Raw genomic sequence first — 19,994 nt, forward strand, 5'->3', positions numbered from 1 at the left:
GATGTCTCCCAAGCAGCCCGCCAAGAAAAGCACCGCGCAGCGCTTAGGCCGGGTGCTCGAGCGGGTTACCCGGCAAAGCGGCCGACCGGACACCCCAGCGTACGGATCGTGGCTGCTTGGGCGGGTCGCGGAGAGCCAGCAACGCCGGCGCGTCCGCATCCAGATCATCCTGACCGTGATGGTTGTCGGCGCCAACCTGCTCGGGATCGGCGTCGCCCTGCTGTTGGTAACTGTGGCCATTCCGGCTCCCAGCGTGTTCGACGACGAACTGTTGTGGATCACCTTCGGCGTCTCCCCGGCATACATCGTGCTTGCCCTCGTCGTGGGCACTTATTGGATCACTCGGCAGACCGTCCTCGCGCTGCGTTGGGCCATCGAGGAGCGCACCCCGAGCCATGACGACGAGCGCAACACCTTCCTCGCACCCTGGCGGGTCGCAATAGTCGATCTCATCCTCTGGGGAGTCGGGGCGGTGCTGTTGGCAACGCTCTACGGGATGGCCGACCGCTTGTTCATCCCGCGGTTTCTGGTCGCGGTGAACTTCTGCGGCCTGCTGGTCGCCACCGGCAGCTACCTGCTCGCTGAATTCGCCCTCCGACCGGTGGCGGCGCAGGCCCTCGAGGCGGGACCACCGCCCCGCCGACTCGCGCCGGGCATCATGGGCCGGACCTTGATGGTGTGGCTGTTGGGTTCGGCCGTGCCGGTGATCGGCATTGGGCTGCTGGCGTTCTTCCAACTCGTGCTGAGAAACCTGACCGAGACCGAGTTCGCGGTGGGAGTGCTGATCATCTGCGCGGCGACGGTGATCTTCGGCTTCATGCTGATGTGGATTCTCGCCTGGCTGACGGCCACCCCGGTTCGCGTGGTCCGCGCGGCGCTCAAGCGCGTCGAACAGGGCAATCTACGCGGGGACCTGGTGGTCTTCGACGGAACCGAACTTGGCGAGCTGCAGCGCGGCTTCAACGCGATGGTCGACGGCCTGCGCGAACGTGAGCGGGTACGCGATCTGTTCGGCCGGCACGTCGGGCGCGAAGTGGCCCTCGCCGCCGAGCGCGAAAGACCGAAACTGGGCGGTGAAGAACGCCATGTCGCGGTGGTATTCATCGATATCGTGGGCTCCACCAAGCTGGTGACCAGTCAGCCTCCGGCGGATGTCGTCAAATTGCTCAATCGGTTTTTCGCGATAGTCGTCGAGGAAGTCGATCGTCACCACGGGTTCGTCAACAAGTTCGAGGGCGATGCATCGCTGGCGATCTTTGGGGCCCCCAACCGACTCGACAGTCCCGAGGACGCGGCGCTGGCCGCCGCGCGAACGATCGCCGACCGGCTCGTCAACGAAATGTCCGAATGCCCCGCCGGTATCGGAGTGGCGGCGGGGCAGGTCGTCGCCGGCAACGTGGGCTCCAAGGAGCGGTTCGAATACACAGTCATCGGTGAGCCGGTCAACGAAGCCGCCCGGCTGTGCGAGCTGGCCAAATCGCGTCCGGGCAAGTTACTGGCTTCGGCGCAAACCTTAGAGGGCGCAAGCGAAACCGAGCGGGCCCGTTGGACTTTGGGCAGACACGTCAAACTGCGCGGGCACGACCAGCGGACCCGGCTCGCGTCCCCGGCCGAACCGGCCAAGCCAGCTCGGTAGCCAGCGAGGGCGCGCCACAGCGCGGCGATCGCCTCGGCTTGTTCGCGCGAGATCGTGGCGCAGTGGGACGAGACCCAAAATCGCTGCTGCCCCTAGCTCGCCCTACCAGCCGTCCACATTGATGTCGTTTTTCCGCCAGTCTTGTCGGTGGTCAGGTGTAACTGTGGAAGCGTGCATGACGATTTCGAACGCTGCTATCGGGCCGTCCAGTCCAAGGACGCCCGATTCGACGGCTGGTTCGTCATCGCGGTGCTGACCACCCGGATCTACTGCCGGCCCAGTTGCCCCGTCCGCCCGCCGTTCGCCCGCAACGTGCGGTTCCTGCCGACCGCTGCGGCCGCGCAACGGGAAGGCTTCCGGGCCTGTAAACGCTGCCGTCCGGATGCATCCCCAGGCTCACCGGAATGGAATGTGCGTGGCGACGTGGTCGCGCGGGCAATGCGGCTTATCGCCGACGGCACGGTGGACCGCGAGGGTGCCACCGGACTCGCCGCCCACCTCGGTTACACCACCCGTCAACTGGAGCGGCTATTGCAGGCCGAGGTCGGCGCCGGCCCCCTCGCGCTGGCCCGCGCTCAGCGCATGCAATCCGCCCGCATCCTCATCGAGACAACCGACCTGCCATTCGGCGACGTCGCGTTCGCGGCCGGGTTTTCCAGCATCCGCCAGTTCAACGACACGGTGCGCGTGGTGTGCGACAGCACGCCCACCGCGTTACGCGAGCGCGCAACCGCCCGGTTCGGGGCCGATTCCACTTCTGCGGGCACCATTTCGTTGCGTCTGCCGGTCCGAACGCCGTTTGCCTATGAAGGCGTATTCGGTCATCTGGCTGCGGGCGCCATACCAGGCTGCGAGGAAGTCCGCGACGGTGCATACCGCCGCACACTGCGGCTCTCCTGGGGCAACGGGCTGGTCGCTCTGACGCCGGCACCCGATCACGTGCGGTGCGTGCTGGTACTCGACGACTTCCGAGACCTCGCTGCGGCCACCGCGCGATGCCGACGACTGCTGGATCTCGATGCCGACCCGGAAGCCGTGGTCGAGGCGCTGAGCCGAGACCCCGAGCTGAATCCGGTAGTGGCCAAGGCTCCCGGCCAGCGCATTCCCCGCACTGTCGACGAGGCCGAGTTGGCGATTCGCGCGGTACTGGGCCAGCAGGTGTCGACCAAAGCCGCACGAACCCACGCGGCGCGGTTGGTCACCGCTTACGGGAAGCCGGTGCACGATGCCCAGGGTGCGTTGACACATACCTTTCCGTCAGTTGAGGACCTCTTGGAGAATGGGGCGATCGACCCCGCCCATCTGGCCGTTCCCAAGGCGCGGCAACGGACCCTGACCGCCCTCGTCGCCGGACTTGCTGACGGCAATGTCGTATTGGACCCCGGCTGCGACTGGACCCGCGCGCGCAGCCAATTGGAGTCGCTGCCCGGCGTCGGCCCCTGGACAGCGGAGATAATCGCGATGCGCGCGCTCGGCGACCCGGACGCCTTTCCAGTCACCGACCTCGGCGTAAAGCTGGCCGCCCGGCGACTGGGTCTACCCGAACGCCAAAGCGCGCTCACCGGACGCGCCGCGCAATGGCGTCCCTGGCGCTCTTACGCCACCCAACACTTGTGGACCACCCTCGATCACCCCGTGAACGTATGGCCCCCCTCGAAGGAGATTGCATGACTAGCTACCGCACCATCGATAGTCCGATAGGACCGTTGACACTGGCCGGGCAGGGCACGGTGCTGACCAACTTGCGGATGGTCGACCAAACCTACGAGCCGAGCCGTACCGGCTGGGCGCCAGACAACGAGTCATTTGCAGAGGCCGTCGATCAGCTCAACGCCTATTTCGCGGGCGAACTCGTGGAGTTCGATGTGCAACTCGATCTGCGTGGCACAGAATTTCAGCGGCGGGTATGGAAGGCGTTGCTCACCATCCCATACGGCGAGACACGCTCCTACGGCGAAATCGCCGAACAGATCGGGGCACCCGGCGCTGCACGTGCCGTGGGATTGGCGAATGGCCACAACCCGATCGCAATCATCGTGCCGTGCCATCGTGTCATTGGCGCCAGCGGCAGACTCACCGGCTACGGCGGTGGGCTCGAGCGGAAACAAGCCCTGCTCGAATTGGAAAGACGCCCGGCGCCGGCCGATTTGACACTATTCGACTAGAAATTCACCCCGAAAGCAAAAACACCCCCGGAGAACCGGGGGTGTTTTTGTATGTTCGGCGGTGTCCTACTTTTCCACCCGTGCGGGCAGTATCATCGGCGCTGACAGGCTTAGCTTCCGGGTTCGGAATGGGACCGGGCGTTTCCCTGTCGCTGTGGCCGCCGTAACTCTATTTAAATTTGTACTGGTGGCGGGGTGCGGTGTTTTACGGCTATAAGCCGTGAAATGGATTGTGGTTGCGATTTGTTGTGTTGGTAAGTTTTCGGCCGGTTAGTGCCAGTTCCCTTCACTCATTGCTGAGCTTCCAGGTCTGGCCTATCGATCCCGTGTTCTGCGGGGGGCCTTATCCCTCTAAAAGGGTGAGAAGCCTGATCTTGGAGAAGGTTTCCCGCTTAGATGCTTTCAGCGGTTATCCTGTCCGAACGTAGCTATCCAGCAGTGCTCCTGGTGGAACAACTGGTGCACTAGAGGTTCGTCCGTCCCGGTCCTCTCGTACTAGGGACAGGTTTCCTCAAGCTTCTGACGCGCGCGGCGGATAGAGACCGAACTGTCTCACGACGTTCTAAACCCAGCTCGCGTGCCGCTTTAATGGGCGAACAGCCCAACCCTTGGGACCTGCTCCAGCCCCAGGATGCGACGAGCCGACATCGAGGTGCCAAACCATCCCGTCGATATGGACTCTTGGGGAAGATCAGCCTGTTATCCCCGGGGTACCTTTTATCCGTTGAGCGACACCCCTTCCACTCGGGGGTGCCGGATCACTAATCCCGACTTTCGTCCCTGCTTGACTTGTAAGTCTCGCAGTCAAGCTCCCTTGTGCATTTACACTCAACACCTGATTGCCGTCCAGGTTGAGGGAACCTTTGGGCGCCTCCGTTACATTTTAGGAGGCAACCGCCCCAGTTAAACTACCCACCAGGCACTGTCCGTGAACCGGATATACGGTTCGACGTTAGGTGTCCAATACGATCAGAGTGGTATTTCAACAACGACTCCGCCCCAACTAGCGTTGGAGTTTCACAGTCTCCCACCTATCCTACACAAACCGTACCGAACAACAATACCAAGCTATAGTGAAGGTCCCGGGGTCTTTTCGTCCTGCCGCGCGTAACGAGCATCTTTACTCGTAGTGCAATTTCGCCGAGTCTATGGTTGAGACAGTTGAGAAGTCGTTACGCCATTCGTGCAGGTCGGAACTTACCCGACAAGGAATTTCGCTACCTTAGGATGGTTATAGTTACCACCGCCGTTTACTGGGGCTTAAATTCTCCGCTTCACCCTTACGAGTTAACGGGTCCTCTTAACCTTCCAGCACCGGGCAGGCGTCAGTCCGTATACATCGTCTTGCGACTTCGCACGGACCTGTGTTTTTAGTAAACAGTCGCTTCTCACTGGTTTCTGCGACCGGTTTCCGCTCCCACCGAAAAGGTGTTCACGGCATGCCGGTCCCCCTTCTCCCGAAGTTACGGGGGCATTTTGCCGAGTTCCTTAACCATAGTTATCTCGTACGCCTTGGTATTCTCTACCTGACCACCTGTGTTGGTTTGGGGTACGGGCCGTGTGTGAACTCGCTAGAGGCTTTTCTTGGCAGCAGAGGATCACCGAATTCGCCTCAATCGGCTATGCGTCACCTCTCAGGATTAATGAGCGACGGATTTGCCTATCGCTCTCCCTACGGGCTTGCCCCAGTATTACCACTGACTGGTACGGCTGCCTTCCTGCGTCACCCCATCGCTTGACTACTACCAACCCGGGTCCCACGCAGCCGGCGATCCTCGCACCCCGAAGGGATTGATAGACCACCATTTGGGTGGTTAGCAGAATTGATTCATCAGGGACGCGCACACACGGGTACGGGAATATCAACCCGTTGTCCATCGACTACGCCTGTCGGCCTCGCCTTAGGTCCCGACTCACCCTGGGCGGACTGGCCTGGCCCAGGAACCCTTGGTCTTTCGGCGGGCAAGGTTCTCACTTGCCTTATCGCTACTCATGCCTGCATTCTCACTCCCCCACCCTCCACCACCGGTTACCCGATGGCTTCGCTGAATGAGGGACGCTCCCCTACCCAACCTTGCGGTTGTCGCGGCTTCGGCGGTGTGCTTGAGCCCCGCTACATTATCGGCGCACAATCACTTGACCAGTGAGCTATTACGCACTCTTTCAAGGGTGGCTGCTTCTAAGCCAACCTCCTGGTTGTCTCTGCGACTGCACATCCTTTCCCACTTAGCACACGCTTTGGGGCCTTAGCCGGCGATCTGGGCTGTTTCCCTTTCGACGTACGGAGCTTATCCCCCGCCGTCTCACTGCCACGCTATACACCACGGCATTCGGAGTTTGGCTGACGTCAGTAACCTAGTAGGGCCCATCGGCCATCCAGTAGCTCTACCTCCGTGGTGAAACACGTAACGCTGCACCTAAATGCATTTCGGGGAGAACCAGCTATCACGGAGTTTGATTGGCCTTTCACCCCTACCCACAGCTCATCCCCTCAGTCTTCAACCTAAGTGGGTTCGGGCCTCCACGCGGTCTTACCCGCGCTTCACCCTGGCCATGGGTAGATCACTCCGCTTCGGGTCCAGAACATGCCACTACACCCCTTACGGGGATACGCCCTATTCAGACTCGCTTTCGCTGCGGCTACCCCACACGGGTTAACCTTGCGACATGTCCCTGACTCGCAGGCTCATTCTTCAAAAGGCACGCCATCACCCCACAAGGAGGCTCTGACGGATTGTAGGCACACGGTTTCAGGTACTCTTTCACTCCCCTCCCGGGGTACTTTTCACCATTCCCTCACGGTACTAATCCGCTATCGGTCATCGAGAAGTATTTAGGCTTACCGGGTGGTCCCGGCAGATTCACAGCAAATTCCACGGGCTCGCTGCTACTCGGGAATTGATACAAGGCAGGTGACGGGTTTTAACGTACCGGGCTCTCACCGTCTACGGCGGACCATCCCAGGCCACTTCCGCTAACCACGACACTTTTTGACTGCCCCTCAGCCAGGTAGAGCTGAGATGTATCCTCCCACGACCCCGCACACACAACCCCTACCCGGTTACACATGTGTGCGGTTTAGCCATATTCCGCGTTCGCTCGCCACTACTAGCGGAATCACTTTTGTTTTCTTTTCCTACGGGTACTGAGATGTTTCACTTCCCCGCGTTCCCTCCCGCACCCTATATATTCAGATACGGGTAACACGACATGACTCGTGCTGGGTTTCCCCATTCGGAAATCCTCGGATCCACGCTCGGTTGACAGCTCCCCGAGGCATATCGCAGCCTCCCACGTCCTTCATCGGCTCTCGATGCCAAGGCATCCACCATGCGCCCTTAGACACTTACAAACACAAAAACCAAAGAATTAAAATTGCACAAAAGAACACGCCACCACGAGGGCAGCGCATCCAATTGATGCTCGCAACCACTATCCAATTCTCAAACACCACACCCCACCACCAAGATGGTGGGACAACAGCTCTGGCCAAGCCTGAGTGTTGCCTCAGGACCCAATAGTGTGTCTGGCTTGTTCGTTGCCGCGCACCCGGCCCTCGTCCACTACAGACGAGAACCCCTCACGGCTCGCACCCCACCAGTTGGGATGCTTTTCGTGGTGCTCCTTAGAAAGGAGGTGATCCAGCCGCACCTTCCGGTACGGCTACCTTGTTACGACTTCGTCCCAATCGCCGATCCCACCTTCGACAGCTCCCTCCCAAGGGTTAGGCCACTGGCTTCGGGTGTTACCGACTTTCATGACGTGACGGGCGGTGTGTACAAGGCCCGGGAACGTATTCACCGCAGCGTTGCTGATCTGCGATTACTAGCGACTCCGACTTCACGGGGTCGAGTTGCAGACCCCGATCCGAACTGAGACCGGCTTTAAAAGGATTCGCTTAACCTCGCGGCATCGCAGCCCTTTGTACCGGCCATTGTAGCATGTGTGAAGCCCTGGACATAAGGGGCATGATGACTTGACGTCATCCCCACCTTCCTCCGAGTTGACCCCGGCAGTCTCTCACGAGTCCCCGGCATTACCCGCTGGCAACATGAGACAAGGGTTGCGCTCGTTGCGGGACTTAACCCAACATCTCACGACACGAGCTGACGACAGCCATGCACCACCTGCACACAGGCCACAAGGGAACGCCTATCTCTAGACGCGTCCTGTGCATGTCAAACCCAGGTAAGGTTCTTCGCGTTGCATCGAATTAATCCACATGCTCCGCCGCTTGTGCGGGCCCCCGTCAATTCCTTTGAGTTTTAGCCTTGCGGCCGTACTCCCCAGGCGGGGTACTTAATGCGTTAGCTACGGCACGGATCCCAAGGAAGGAAACCCACACCTAGTACCCACCGTTTACGGCGTGGACTACCAGGGTATCTAATCCTGTTCGCTCCCCACGCTTTCGCTCCTCAGCGTCAGTTACTGCCCAGAGACCCGCCTTCGCCACCGGTGTTCCTCCTGATATCTGCGCATTCCACCGCTACACCAGGAATTCCAGTCTCCCCTGCAGTACTCCAGTCTGCCCGTATCGCCCGCACGCTCACAGTTAAGCCGTGAGATTTCACGAACAACGCGACAAACCACCTACGAGCTCTTTACGCCCAGTAATTCCGGACAACGCTCGCACCCTACGTATTACCGCGGCTGCTGGCACGTAGTTGGCCGGTGCTTCTTCTCCACCTACCGTCAATCCGAGAAAACCCGGACCTTCGTCGATGGTGAAAGAGGTTTACAACCCGAAGGCCGTCATCCCCCACGCGGCGTCGCTGCATCAGGCTTGCGCCCATTGTGCAATATTCCCCACTGCTGCCTCCCGTAGGAGTCTGGGCCGTATCTCAGTCCCAGTGTGGCCGGACACCCTCTCAGGCCGGCTACCCGTCGTCGCCTTGGTAGGCCGTCACCCCACCAACAAGCTGATAGGCCGCGGGCCCATCCCACACCGCAAAAGCTTTCCACCCCAAGGCATGCGCCTCGGGGTCCTATCCGGTATTAGACCCAGTTTCCCAGGCTTATCCCGAAGTGCAGGGCAGATTACCCACGTGTTACTCACCCGTTCGCCACTCGAGTACCCCCGAAGGGGCCTTTCCGTTCGACTTGCATGTGTTAAGCACGCCGCCAGCGTTCGTCCTGAGCCAGGATCAAACTCTCCAAACAAAAACCCCTCGATAGCGAGGTGAATTTACAATCAGAGAAAATCTGACCTAACAAAAAGACACCAAAACTGGCATCTGAAAATACGACTACACCCACACACGGGGAGTGGTAGGTGCAGTCAAAAAAACAACAACAAACAAAAACACCAAACACACTATTGAGTTCTCAAACAACACGCACTTGCTTGTTTTTGCCCGATTCGGGGCAACCCTGCCAGCTTAATACAGCTCCGGCAGAGGTGTCAAGCCCCGGTTTTCGGTCAGTTTTCGTGATCGAGCCCGTCGGGCGTTGTTAGGAGCATACCCTCTCGATCTCAGCGCCCAAAATGCCCAGGTTCTCAACGAATAACGGGTAGCCACGGTCGATGTGGAAGACGTCGTGCACCTCGGTATCGCCGTCGGCAACCAGCCCCGCAAGCACCAGACCGGCACCGGCTCGGATGTCTGAGCACCACACCGGCGCGCTGGAAAGCTGCGGCAGTCCCCGCACCACGGCGTGGTGCCCGTCGGTGCGGGCGTCGGCGCCGAGCCGGATCATCTCCTCTACGAACCGGAACCGCGCTTCGAAGACGTTCTCTGTGATCATCGACGTACCGTCGGCGATCGAGGCCAGGGCGATGGCCATGGGCTGCAGATCCGTCGGGAATCCCGGAAAGGGCAGTGTCGCAACATTGACGGCCTTCGGCCGCTCGTACTGCACCACGCGGAAACTGTCGTCGGTCTGGGTGACAGTGGCGCCCGCATCGTGCAACTTGTGCAGGACCAACTGCAGGTGAGACGGGTCGATGCCGGTCACGGTGATGTCACCGCGGGTCATGGCGGCGGCGATGCCCCACGTGGCCGCGACGATGCGGTCCCCGATCACGCGGTGCTCGGTCGGGTACAGCCGCGGAACACCGGTGATAGTCATGGTCGGCGAACCTGCACCTTCGACCTGGGCGCCCATTTGGTTCAGCATCGTGCAGAGGTCCACCACGTCGGGTTCGCGCGCCGCGTTATGAATCGTGGTGACACCCTCTGCGACCACCGCGGCCATCAGAATGTTCTCGGTGGCGCCAACCGAGGGGAACTCCAGCTGAATCTCCGCTCCGCGCAACGTTTCTGCCTGAGCCACTACGCAGCCATGCTCGATATTGCACTGTGCGCCCAACTGTCGTAGCCCTGCTTGGTGCATATCGAGCGGGCGCGACCCGATCGCGTCCCCACCGGGAAGTGCGACCCGGGCCTGCTTGCACCGCCCCACCAGCGGCCCCAGCACACACACCGAGGCCCGGAACTGTCGCACCGCCGCGAAATCGGCGTCGTACTTGGGTTCGTCGGGTGAGGTGATGCGGGCCACGTCACCGTCGAGCTCGACGGTGGCGCCCAGGCCTCGCAGTACCTCCGCCATCAGCGGCACGTCGAGGATGTCCGGGCAGTTGGTGATCGTGCTGGTGCCCTCGGCGAGCAGGGTCGCGGCCATGAGTTTGAGCACGCTGTTCTTGGCGCCCCCGACGGCGACTTCGCCTGACAACCGGTTCCCGCCGGTCACCACGAAACGCTCCGCCACCCGGGTCAGTGTAGTGAAGCAGTTTCGGCTTGTCAGTCAGCCAAGACATGACCCCTGCCCAGGCAGCGGTACGGTTTTTGCTCATGGGAATCCATCTGACCCGCATCTATACCCGCACCGGCGACGACGGCACCACGGGACTGAGCGATTTCTCACGGGTTTCCAAGACCGATCCGCGGCTGGTGGCTTACGGCGACTGTGACGAGGCCAACTCCGCGATCGGTGTTGCCATTGCATTGGGTGGCCCTGACGAGCAGGTCGCCGCGGTACTGCGCCACATTCAGAACGACTTGTTCGACGCCGGCGCGGATCTCTCGACGCCGGTGGTGGCAAATCCCGAGCATCCACCGCTGCGTATCACCCAGTCCTACATCGACCGGCTGGAAGGCTGGTGTGACACCTACAATGAGGACCTGCCTGCGCTGAATTCCTTTGTGTTGCCAGGCGGTTCGCCGCTGTCGGCGCTGTTGCACGTCGCCCGCACGGTAGTCCGGCGGGCCGAGCGCTCGGCGTGGACGGCGGTCCAGGCCCATCCGGACGGGGTCAGCGACTTGCCGGCGAAGTATCTGAACCGGTTGTCGGATTTGCTCTTCATCCTGTCGCGGCTAGCGAACCCCGCCGGTGACGTGCTATGGCGTCCCGGCGGCGGCAGCCCGAGCGAAAAGGCCTGACATGAAGCACAATCGGTCGATTCCTCCGGCTGCCGTGATTCCGGTGCTCGTCTATCCCGATGTGCGTGCGGCAGTGGGGTGGCTCACCGCAGCGTTCGGTTTCATCGAGCGCACGCGGATCGGAGAGAGCCACCGAGCCCAGATGAGCATCGGGGCGGAGGCGGCGATGATCGTCGCGGACATCGCCGGTGAGCGGCAACCGCCGACTGCCGGCATCGTCACGCACGAAATCAAGGTGCGGGTCGGCGACGTGGACGCTCAGTATGAGCGTGCCCGGGCGGCGGGGGCCAAGATACTGGAGCCGCCCGTCGACCGCGAGTACGGAGAACGGGAATGCACCGTCGAAGATCTCGCCGGCCATCGCTGGCAATTCAGCGAAACGCTGCGCGACGTCGCGCCCGAAGAATACGGATGCCAGACCGTTACGCCATGGCCCGGCGAGAGTTAGACGCTGCGGCGACGGGCCCGCGGCGACGGCCGTGACTCCAGCCACGATTGAAATGCGGTCAATGCGCCTCTGTCCAAAGCGATTTCGTAGCCGACCCGCCGCTCCTGTGTGGTATCGCGCAATTCCAGCACCACGATCTCGTCGGTCATGATGTCGAATTCGTCGCCCCGTGGCGCGCGCCGGCCCACCACCTCCAAGCCCCGCCTGCTGAGCCGGCGGTCCGGCCACAGCCGCAGACTGGACAGCCGGTAAAACGCGGCTTCGCCGCCGCGATAGCGGATTACTCCGTGGCGCCAGCCGTGACCTCCGACGGCCGGGATATCGCGCATGATTCCGGCCGTTCCACCTTGCCGTAGCTTCCACAACCGGTAGCTCAGCGCTAGGACGGCGACGCCCAACAGGACGACGAGCACGACCATGCCGACCATGGGCGCGCTCATCGGGTTACTTAGTCGATCGCGCCGACGGCGCGCAATCTGGCGCGGCCCCTGGCGGCGATCTTCGGGTCATCGGACTCGGCGTCCTCTTTGGCGGCGTGCTCGTCGATGTCCTTCTCGAACTCGGCGGACTCGGCAAGGATGCTGACGCCGTCTTCGGTTACCGAAAGAAACCCGCCGTCCACCGCGATGCGAAGATCGTCATCGCCTTCGCGCGCCACCCGGACCATCGCGTCGTCGACCAGCTGCGCTACCAACGGAATGTGGTGGGGCAAAATGCCGATCTCGCCAACGGTGGTGCGGGTGAAGAGAAACGTCGCCTCTCCCGACCAGATCTTCCGATCGACAGCCACGATCTCAACGTTCAATTCGGCCATGCCACACCACCTTTCGCCTCTGCAGGATCCTCTTTAGAGCTTGACGTCGAAGCTCTCGGCCTTCTTGGCCAAGTCGTCGAGGCCACCGATCAGGAAGAAGGCCTGCTCGGGCACGTGGTCGAAGTCGCCCTTGGTCAAGCGGTCGAACGCTTCAATGGTCTCCTTGACCGGAACCGTCGAACCGGGCTGACCGGTGAACTGCTCGGCCGCCATCATGTTCTGCGACAGGAACCGCTCGATGCGTCGCGCCCGGTTGACCAGCTGCTTGTCTTCTTCGGACAGCTCGTCGATACCGAGAATGGCGATGATGTCCTGAAGGTCCTTGTAGCGCTGCAGGATTCGAATGACTTCCTGCGCGACGCGGTAGTGCTCGTCGCCCACGACGCTGGGGTCCAGGATGGTCGAGCTGGACGCCAGCGGGTCCACGGCCGGGAAGATACCCTTGGAGAACACCGACCGGGAGAGTTCCGTGGTGGCGTCCAGGTGGGCGAACGTGGTCGCCGGTGCGGGGTCGGTGTAGTCGTCGGCGGGCACGTACACCGCTTGCATCGACGTGATGGACCGGCCGCGCGTCGAAGTGATGCGCTCCTGCAGTTCACCCATCTCGTCGGCCAGGGTGGGCTGGTACCCCACCGCCGACGGCATACGACCGAGCAGCGTGGAGACCTCCGAACCGGCCTGGGTGAACCGGAAGATGTTGTCGATGAACAGCAGAACGTCCTGTCCGGCCTCGTCACGGAACCACTCGGCCATTGTCAGCGCGGACAGCGCGACCCGCATACGGGTGCCGGGCGGCTCGTCCATCTGACCGAACACCAGCGCGGTGTCTTTGAGCACATCGGCTTCCTTGAGCTCGACCCAGAGGTCGTTGCCCTCGCGGGTGCGCTCCCCCACCCCGGCGAATACCGAAGTGCCACCGAAGTTTCGAGCGATACGGTTGATCATCTCCTGGATGAGCACCGTCTTGCCGACGCCGGCACCACCGAACAGGGCGATCTTGCCACCACGCACGTAGGGAGTCAGCAGGTCGACGACCTTAAGACCGGTTTCGAGCATCTCGGTGCGAGGCTCCAGGTCCTCGAAGGCCGGCGGCTTGCGGTGAATCGACCAGTGCTCGAAGTCTTCTCCGTATCCCGGCTTGTCCAGGCAGTACCCCAGCGCGTTGAACACGTGGCCCTTGACCGCCTCACCGACCGGCACTGAAATCGAGTTGCCGGTGTCGGTGACCTCGACGCCGCGCACGAGTCCGTCGGTGGGCTGCAACGAGATCGTGCGCACCAGGTTGTCACCCAGGTGCTGAGCCACCTCAAGCGTCAGGGTCTTGGCAAGCGCCTCGAACTTGATTTCCGCGTGCAGCGCGTTGAACAGCTCTGGGACGGATCCACGCGGGAACTCGACGTCAACGACGGGTCCGGTGACCCGAACGACGCGACCGCTGGTGTCCGAGTTTGTCTTGTCGGTCTTTTCGGCTGTGGCAGTCATAGTCTTTCGCTTCCTCGTGGGCCTATTACTTAGCGGCGTCGGCGAGCGCATTTGCGCCACCGACGATTTCGCTGATTTCCTGGGTGATCTGGGCCTGACGCTCGCGGTTTGCTTCCAGCGTCAGGGCTTTGATGAGGTCGTCGGCGTTGTCGGTGGCCGACTTCATCGCGCGTTGGCGTGAGGCCAACTCCGATGCCGCCGACTCCAGCAGCGCCGCGTAGACACGGGTGGTCAGATACCGCGGCAGCAGCGCCTCGAAGAGCGTCGTCGCATCCGGTTCGAACGAGTACAGCGTGTGCGGCCCGGTGTCTTCCTCGACGTACTCCACCACCAGCGGAGCGATCCGGTGGGCCACCGCCGTCTGCGACATCATCGACTTGAACTCCGAATAGACGATGTGCAATTCGTCAACACCCTGGTCCTCATCGGAGGGACTATCCTCCTCGCCCGCGCCCTTCATGAACGTTTCGACCAAGGTCTCGGCAATCTCTGCGGCGTTCTCGGCCTTGGGCTGCTCGGAGAAACCCGTCCAGGACTCGGTGATGTTCCAGTTGCGGAACTTGAAGTAGTTCAGCGCCTTACGGCCCACTGTGTACAGAACCGGCTGCTTTCCTTCCTCCCTCAGCAGGGAGAACAGCTCTTCGGAGCGACGGAAAATGCTGGAGTTGTATGCGCCGCACAGACCACGGTCGGACGACACCACCAGTACGCCGGCCCGCTTCGGTTCGGCCCGCTCGACCAGCAGCGGATGGTCCAGAGCAGCCTCGGCGGACAGAGTGGTGAGCATCCTGGTGATCTCGAATGCATAGGGCCGCGCGGATTCCAGCCGAGCCTGCGCCTTACCGATGCGCGATGTAGCGATCAGCTCCTGGGCCTTGGTGATCTTCTTGATCGACCCCGCCGAGCGAATCCGACCGCGTAGTTCGCGAAGTGTGGCAGCCATTGTTAGCTACTTCTTGTCCTTCTTCTTGGAATCCTTGTCCTTGGGCTTTTCCTTCTTGACCTTCACGGATTCCTTGCCGACCTCGTCCTCGTCCATCGCCTCGACATGCTCATCGGGCACCACCGAGCCGCCGCCACTGGCGGCGAAGCCCTTCTTGAAGTGCTTGATGATTTCGACCAGCTTCTCTTCGTCTTCCTCAGAAAGCTTCTGGGTCTTACGAATGCCTTCGAGGAACTTCTCCTCGGAAGCTCGCATGTGGTCAAGGATCTCGGATTCGAATCGCTTGACGTCTTCGACCGGCACCGAGTCCAGGTGACCGCCGGTGCCCAAGAAGATCGAAATCACCTGCTCCTCAACGGGCATCGGCTGGAATTGCGGTTGCTTGAGCAACTCCACCAGCCGCTCACCGCGCTCCAGCTGTGCCTTCGATGTGGCATCCAGGTCAGAAGCAAATGCTGCGAAGGCTTCCAGTTCGCGGTACTGGGACAGGTCCAGACGCAGCGAGCCGGCCACCTCCTTCATTGCCTTGATCTGCGCGGCACCACCCACCCGGGACACCGACACACCGACGTTGATGGCGGGGCGGACACCCTGGTTGAACAGGTCGGTTTCCAGGAAGCACTGGCCGTCGGTGATCGAGATGACGTTGGTGGGAATGTAGGCCGAAATGTCGTTGGCCTTGGTCTCGATGATCGGCAGCCCGGTCAGCGAGCCCCCGCCCAGCTCGTCGGACAACTTGGCGCAGCGCTCGAGCAACCGCGAGTGCAGATAGAAGACGTCGCCCGGGTAAGCCTCGCGGCCGGGCGGACGGCGCAGCAGCAGTGAAATCGCGCGGTACGCCTCGGCCTGCTTGGTCAAGTCGTCGAACACGATCAGCACGTGCTTGCCCTCGTACATCCAGTGCTGGGCAATCGCCGAACCCGTATAAGGCGCAAGCCATTTGAACCCGGCGGAGTCCGAAGCCGGGGCAGCGACGATCGTGGTGTAGTCCATCGCGCCGCCTTCTTCCAGCGCGCGCTTAACCGACGCGATCGTGGTGCCCTTCTGGCCGATGGCCACGTATACGCAGCGCACCTGCTTCTTCTCGTCGCCGGTTTCCCAGTTCTGCCGCTGGTTCAGAATAGTGTCGACGCAGACCGCGGTCTTGCCGGTCTTACGGTCGCCGATGATCAGCTGACGCTGACCACGGCCGATCGGGGTCATCGCGTCGATCGCCTTGATGCCGGTCTGCAGCGGCTCTTTCACGCTCTGCCGCTCCACCACCGACGGTGCCTGCAGCTCCAATGCCCGGCGGATATCGGTGTCGATGTCGCCGCCCCCGTCGATCGGCTGGCCGAGCGGGTTGACCACGCGGCCCAGGAAGCCGTCGCCCACCGGTACCGAAAGGACTTCGCCGGTGCGCTTGACCTGCTGGCCTTCTTCGATGTTCTCGAAGTCACCGAGGATGACCGCGCCGACGCTGTGCTCATCGAGGTTGAGGGCGACGCCGAGCACGCCGCCGGGAAATTCGAGCAGCTCCTGGGTCATCACCGACGGCAGACCCTCGACATGCGCGATACCGTCCCCGGCATCGACGACGCTGCCGACCTCCTCGCGAGCGGTGTCCGAGGTGAAGGAACCTACGTACTCTTCGATCGCGCTCTGAATGTCATCAGCGGAGATTGTCAACTCGGCCATGGCTTTTCGTCTTCCTACTTCGGGGTTTGGTGATGACTAGTTCGGGTGTTTCAGTGGGGCTTAATCCGGCAATTGGGCTTCGGCAGCGGCCAACCGGGACTTGAGCGTGCCGTCGATCACCTCGTCGCCGACCGAGATCAAAAGGCCACCCAGCAGCTCGTCGTCGATCTGCAGCTGGACCGCCACCGGATGACCGTAGATGCGGCTGAGGACATCTGTGACGCGTGTGCGCTGTGCGTCGCTGAGCTCAGCGGCGGCGCTGACCTGGGCCACGACTTCGCCGCGCCGGGCCACCGCGACTTCGGCAAGGAACAGCGCGGCCTCTTCGGCCGGCTCACCCCTGAGCAGCTCGACTGTGTGCGACAGCAGGGACACGACTACCGGGTTGACCCTGGCGCTCGAGCTTTCCAGCACCTTGCGCAGCAAGCCGACCCGGCCCTCGGCGGGGCTCGTGTATTCGCCCAGCAGAATCCCGAGGCGGGGCTGGGCGTCGAGAATGCGGGAAAACCGGAACAACTGGTCTTCGACTTCGTCGACCTTGCCGTCACGTTCGGCGACTTCGAGTAAGGCCTGCCGGGAGACGTGCTCTATTGCATCAACCAGATCGGAGTTCGCCGACCAGCGTTCAGAGACAGCGGCGCGCATCACGTCCAGCGTGGCATCACCGACCTTGCCGTTCAGCAGACGTTCGATCAACTTGACCCGGGGTGCCGAATCTTCCGCGGGCACAGTGAGATAACGCGTGACGACGATTTCGTTGTCCAGCAGCTTGGCCACCGAGACCAGCTCGTCGGCCAGCGTCGACAGACCGTTGGTGTCGAGGTCCTTGGCTATGGTGTCGAATCGACCCACCAGGCCGGCCAACGCCCGCCGGCTCGCCGAGCGCATCTTTGCCTGTAGCGGGTATTCGACATCAACCGCCTGCGGCGCCATTTCATCGAGCTCGTCGAGGAACCGATCGACGGTAGCCGACTGCTGCTGGTCGTCGGCGATGTAGTTGCGCACCAATTCGCCTGCCTGGCGCACTGATTCATGGCCCAACTCGAGTCGGAGCTGACGGGTCAATTGTGCCCGCAACAGCTCGACCTGACGGTCGCCCTGCACCTTGATGCGTTCCGCCTCGACTTCGGCCTGCGCCTGCAACTGCTCGGTGATGCGCTCGGCATCGGCCTTGGCCTCTTCGACGAGGCGCTCGGCTTCCTCCTTGGCGGTTTGTACGGCCTTGCTGTGCGCCGTAGTCGATTCGGTGAGCCGCTTGGCGGCGTCGGCCGAATCCTTCAACTGCTGACGCACCGTTTCTTGCCGGGCGGTCATCAGCCGGCGCACCGGTGGCACCACATAACGCCACACCAGCAACACGATGGCCGCGAAGCCCACCAACTGTCCGATGAAAGTCGACATTGTTCAGCTACCTCGTCTACCTCGTCGCAGCTGATTGGCTGACGTCGACACCGAGGATCCGACTGGCCAGCGTGGCCGACATGTTTCCAACGTTGGCGCGCAGATCCATTTCCACGGCGTCCCTCTCCCGCTTCAATTGCTCGCTGGCAATTTGCACTGTCAATGCCACCTGCTGCTCGGCACGGGCGCGCGCGTCATCGATGACCTTGCGGCCCTCGGTACGGGCGTTGTCACGGAACGACCCCGCCTGAACGCGAGCTTCCTTCATGGCTTCTTCGTAATCGGACTCGGCGGCGGCGAACTGCTCAGCCGACTTCCTGTTGTCGGAGGCCGTCTTGGCAACCATCGCATCGCGTTCCCGCAATACCCTCAGGATCGGCGGCACCACAAAAGTACCGATGACACCGAGTACCACCAGGAAGATGGCCAGCACGAAGAAAAAGGTGCCGTTGGGTATGAGGAAGTTGCTGTTCTTGCCACCTTCCTCTGCTGCCTGGCTCGAGGCCAGAACAATAGAGTTCAGGTCACCCATCGCAGCGAATTACTTGACGGGGGTTGCGAAGACGAATAGCGCCATGAACGCCAGGTTGATGAAGTAGGCCGCCTCGACCAGACCGACGGTGATGAAGAACGGCGTGAACAACCGTCCCTGTGCCTCGGGCTGCCGGGCGACGCCGGAGATCAGCGCGTTACCGGCGACACCGTCACCGATACCGGCACCGATGGCGCCACCGGCCATGATCAGTCCGCCGCCGATGAGGGCGCCGGCCGCGATTGTGGGATCCATATTCCTTATCCTCCTTGATAACTCCGCTAGCGATTTAGTGGTGGTCCTCTTCGAGCTCCATGGCCTGACTGAAGTACAGAATCGTCAGCAATGCGAAAATGAAGGCCTGGATTGCGCCGACGAACAAGTCGAACGATTTCCAGATCGCATTCGGCAGCCACAAGATATAGGGCGGAAAGAGTGCGATCAGCGCAACCAGGATCCCGCCGGCGAAGATGTTGCCGAAAAGCCGGAGCGACAACGAGATCGGCTTGGCGAGTTCTTCGACGACGTTGATCGGCGCCAGTATCGCGACGTGGCCCTTGAGGACCTTGATCGGGTGACCGATGATGCCGCGGCGCCAGATGCCGGCCGCGTGATAGCAGACGAACACGAACAGGGCCAGCGCCAGCACATAGTTGATGTCGGCCGCCGCCGAGGAGAGGACCTCGGTGGTCTTGCCGTTCTTCTCGGTGTACTGCAGCGGCAGCACCGACAGCCAGTTGGAGATCAAGATGAACACGAAGATGGTGACCGCGAGCGGCAGCACGAACGGTGCGATCCGCATACCAATGGCACCCTCGACCTGGTTGCGCATCTGAATGGTGATCGCCTCGAAGAACAACTGCACCCCACCCGGTACGTCGGTCGAGGTGACCTTGCGGCGCAGATAGAAGGCCAGCGCGATGACGATCAACCCGGCGATCGCTGTCGACAGGATGGTGTCGGTGTTGACGGTCATCCCGAGCCAGGTGGCCGTGTGGTGCTCGCCGACCTCGATCTGGGCGGCCAGGATCGACTCAGTCATCGCTGGTGTTCCTCACTTCCGTCCCTTCCGATTCCGCCGCCGGGTCGCCGCTGCGCAGCTTCTTCCAGACCGGCAGGGCGGTTGATATCACCAGCACCACCTGGAACAGCGCAAGTCCGAAAACGACACCCAACCCGGCGGGCCGGAAAATGAAGGCGATGATCAGCCCGATGATGGTGATGATCGCCAGCCGTGACGCCGAGTTCAGCGCCATAGAGCTTTTCATCGGATGCTCTTTGGCGGTGATCGTCTCCACGGAACGCCGGACCAACAGCGCGTTGAGCAAACCCAGTAGCAGCCCGATACCGAAGAAAACCCCGACCATGAGGTGCCCGGCGAAGCCGGCGGCCAGCATCGCCACCGCCGTCAGCCCGACACTGATCACAAAGAGGCGTACCGGACGAAAGGCAACAGCGGGAAACACCAACGGCGCGTCCTGCGCTGGTGTCGTCACTGCAGCACCTCAATCCCAGGT

The 19,994-nt window shown here is 61.8% G+C and carries 16 protein-coding genes and 3 rRNA genes; 5 read left to right on the forward strand and 14 right to left on the reverse strand.

What is annotated here, in order from left to right; translation table 11 throughout:
• Position 1 precedes the first annotated feature (1 nt).
• The 3 genes from AWC27_RS27585 (at position 2) to AWC27_RS27595 (ending at position 3,801) form a co-directional block, all read left to right on the forward strand.
• Positions 2-1,636, forward strand: coding sequence for an adenylate/guanylate cyclase domain-containing protein (locus AWC27_RS27585; RefSeq protein ID WP_085673820.1), 1,635 nt, complete (start codon positions 2-4; stop codon positions 1,634-1,636).
• 171 nt (positions 1,637-1,807) lie between these two features.
• Positions 1,808-3,307 (forward strand): DNA-3-methyladenine glycosylase 2 family protein, encoded by a 1,500-nt coding sequence (locus AWC27_RS27590; protein WP_085673822.1) that lies wholly within the window; start codon positions 1,808-1,810, stop codon positions 3,305-3,307.
• Positions 3,304-3,801, forward strand: coding sequence for a methylated-DNA--[protein]-cysteine S-methyltransferase (locus tag AWC27_RS27595; RefSeq protein ID WP_085673824.1), 498 nt, complete (start codon positions 3,304-3,306; stop codon positions 3,799-3,801). Before AWC27_RS27590 ends, AWC27_RS27595 begins: the two co-directional genes overlap by 4 nt.
• Positions 3,802-3,854: 53 nt before the next feature.
• On the opposite strand, the gene rrf is transcribed toward AWC27_RS27595, so the two are convergent.
• From rrf to murA, 4 genes are all read right to left on the reverse strand, one after another.
• Positions 3,855-3,967 (reverse strand): 5S ribosomal RNA (gene rrf / locus AWC27_RS27600).
• A gap of 84 nt (positions 3,968-4,051) precedes the next feature.
• Positions 4,052-7,153 (reverse strand): 23S ribosomal RNA (locus AWC27_RS27605).
• Positions 7,154-7,430: 277 nt separating this feature from the next.
• Positions 7,431-8,961: ribosomal RNA gene (locus AWC27_RS27610) — 16S ribosomal RNA — on the reverse strand.
• The 16S, 23S and 5S rRNA genes sit together here, the layout of an rRNA operon.
• 291 nt (positions 8,962-9,252) lie before the next feature.
• Positions 9,253-10,509, reverse strand: coding sequence for a UDP-N-acetylglucosamine 1-carboxyvinyltransferase (gene murA / locus AWC27_RS27615; RefSeq protein WP_085673826.1), 1,257 nt, complete (start codon positions 10,507-10,509; stop codon positions 9,253-9,255).
• A gap of 83 nt (positions 10,510-10,592) precedes the next feature.
• Between murA and AWC27_RS27620 the strand changes: the two genes are divergently transcribed.
• Complete coding sequence (locus AWC27_RS27620) at positions 10,593-11,180, forward strand: cob(I)yrinic acid a,c-diamide adenosyltransferase (RefSeq protein ID WP_085673828.1); 588 nt, start codon at positions 10,593-10,595, stop codon at positions 11,178-11,180.
• A gap of 43 nt (positions 11,181-11,223) precedes the next feature.
• Positions 11,224-11,628: a VOC family protein gene (locus AWC27_RS27625; protein ID WP_211281722.1), complete on the forward strand. Its 405-nt coding sequence runs from the start codon at positions 11,224-11,226 to the stop codon at positions 11,626-11,628.
• Here AWC27_RS27625 and AWC27_RS27630 read toward each other — a convergent pair.
• From AWC27_RS27630 to AWC27_RS27675, 10 genes are read right to left on the reverse strand one after another with little or no spacing between them, the layout of a single operon-like run.
• Positions 11,625-12,068: a DUF2550 domain-containing protein gene (locus AWC27_RS27630; protein ID WP_085673832.1), complete on the reverse strand. Its 444-nt coding sequence runs from the start codon at positions 12,066-12,068 to the stop codon at positions 11,625-11,627. The genes AWC27_RS27625 and AWC27_RS27630 overlap by 4 nt on opposite strands.
• An 8-nt stretch (positions 12,069-12,076) precedes the next feature.
• The gene (locus AWC27_RS27635) at positions 12,077-12,442 is read right to left on the reverse strand and encodes a F0F1 ATP synthase subunit epsilon (RefSeq protein ID WP_085673834.1); all 366 of its coding nucleotides are present in this window, start codon (positions 12,440-12,442) and stop codon (positions 12,077-12,079) included.
• A gap of 33 nt (positions 12,443-12,475) precedes the next feature.
• Complete coding sequence (gene atpD, locus AWC27_RS27640; RefSeq protein WP_083113419.1) at positions 12,476-13,924, reverse strand: F0F1 ATP synthase subunit beta; 1,449 nt, start codon at positions 13,922-13,924, stop codon at positions 12,476-12,478.
• A gap of 25 nt (positions 13,925-13,949) precedes the next feature.
• Entirely contained in the window at positions 13,950-14,867 is a 918-nt protein-coding gene (locus AWC27_RS27645) for a F0F1 ATP synthase subunit gamma (protein WP_085673836.1), read from the reverse strand.
• A gap of 6 nt (positions 14,868-14,873) precedes the next feature.
• The gene (gene atpA / locus AWC27_RS27650; RefSeq protein WP_085673837.1) at positions 14,874-16,544 is read right to left on the reverse strand and encodes a F0F1 ATP synthase subunit alpha; all 1,671 of its coding nucleotides are present in this window, start codon (positions 16,542-16,544) and stop codon (positions 14,874-14,876) included.
• Between the two features lie 60 nt (positions 16,545-16,604).
• Positions 16,605-17,945, reverse strand: coding sequence for a F0F1 ATP synthase subunit B/delta (locus tag AWC27_RS27655; RefSeq protein ID WP_085673839.1), 1,341 nt, complete (start codon positions 17,943-17,945; stop codon positions 16,605-16,607).
• Between the two features lie 16 nt (positions 17,946-17,961).
• Positions 17,962-18,477 (reverse strand): F0F1 ATP synthase subunit B, encoded by a 516-nt coding sequence (locus AWC27_RS27660; protein ID WP_085673841.1) that lies wholly within the window; start codon positions 18,475-18,477, stop codon positions 17,962-17,964.
• A 9-nt stretch (positions 18,478-18,486) separates the two neighbouring features.
• On the reverse strand, positions 18,487-18,732 hold the full coding sequence (locus AWC27_RS27665; RefSeq protein ID WP_003406686.1) for a F0F1 ATP synthase subunit C: 246 nt from the start codon (positions 18,730-18,732) through the stop codon (positions 18,487-18,489).
• Between the two features lie 34 nt (positions 18,733-18,766).
• On the reverse strand, positions 18,767-19,519 hold the full coding sequence (gene atpB, locus AWC27_RS27670; RefSeq protein WP_085673842.1) for a F0F1 ATP synthase subunit A: 753 nt from the start codon (positions 19,517-19,519) through the stop codon (positions 18,767-18,769).
• Entirely contained in the window at positions 19,512-19,973 is a 462-nt protein-coding gene (locus AWC27_RS27675) for an ATP synthase subunit I (protein ID WP_085673844.1), read from the reverse strand. The genes atpB and AWC27_RS27675 overlap by 8 nt, the downstream gene beginning before the upstream one ends.
• Positions 19,974-19,994: the final 21 nt, after the last annotated feature.

The sequence above is a fragment of the Mycobacterium szulgai genome (genome assembly GCF_002116635.1).
GTDB lineage: Bacteria > Actinomycetota > Actinomycetes > Mycobacteriales > Mycobacteriaceae > Mycobacterium > Mycobacterium szulgai.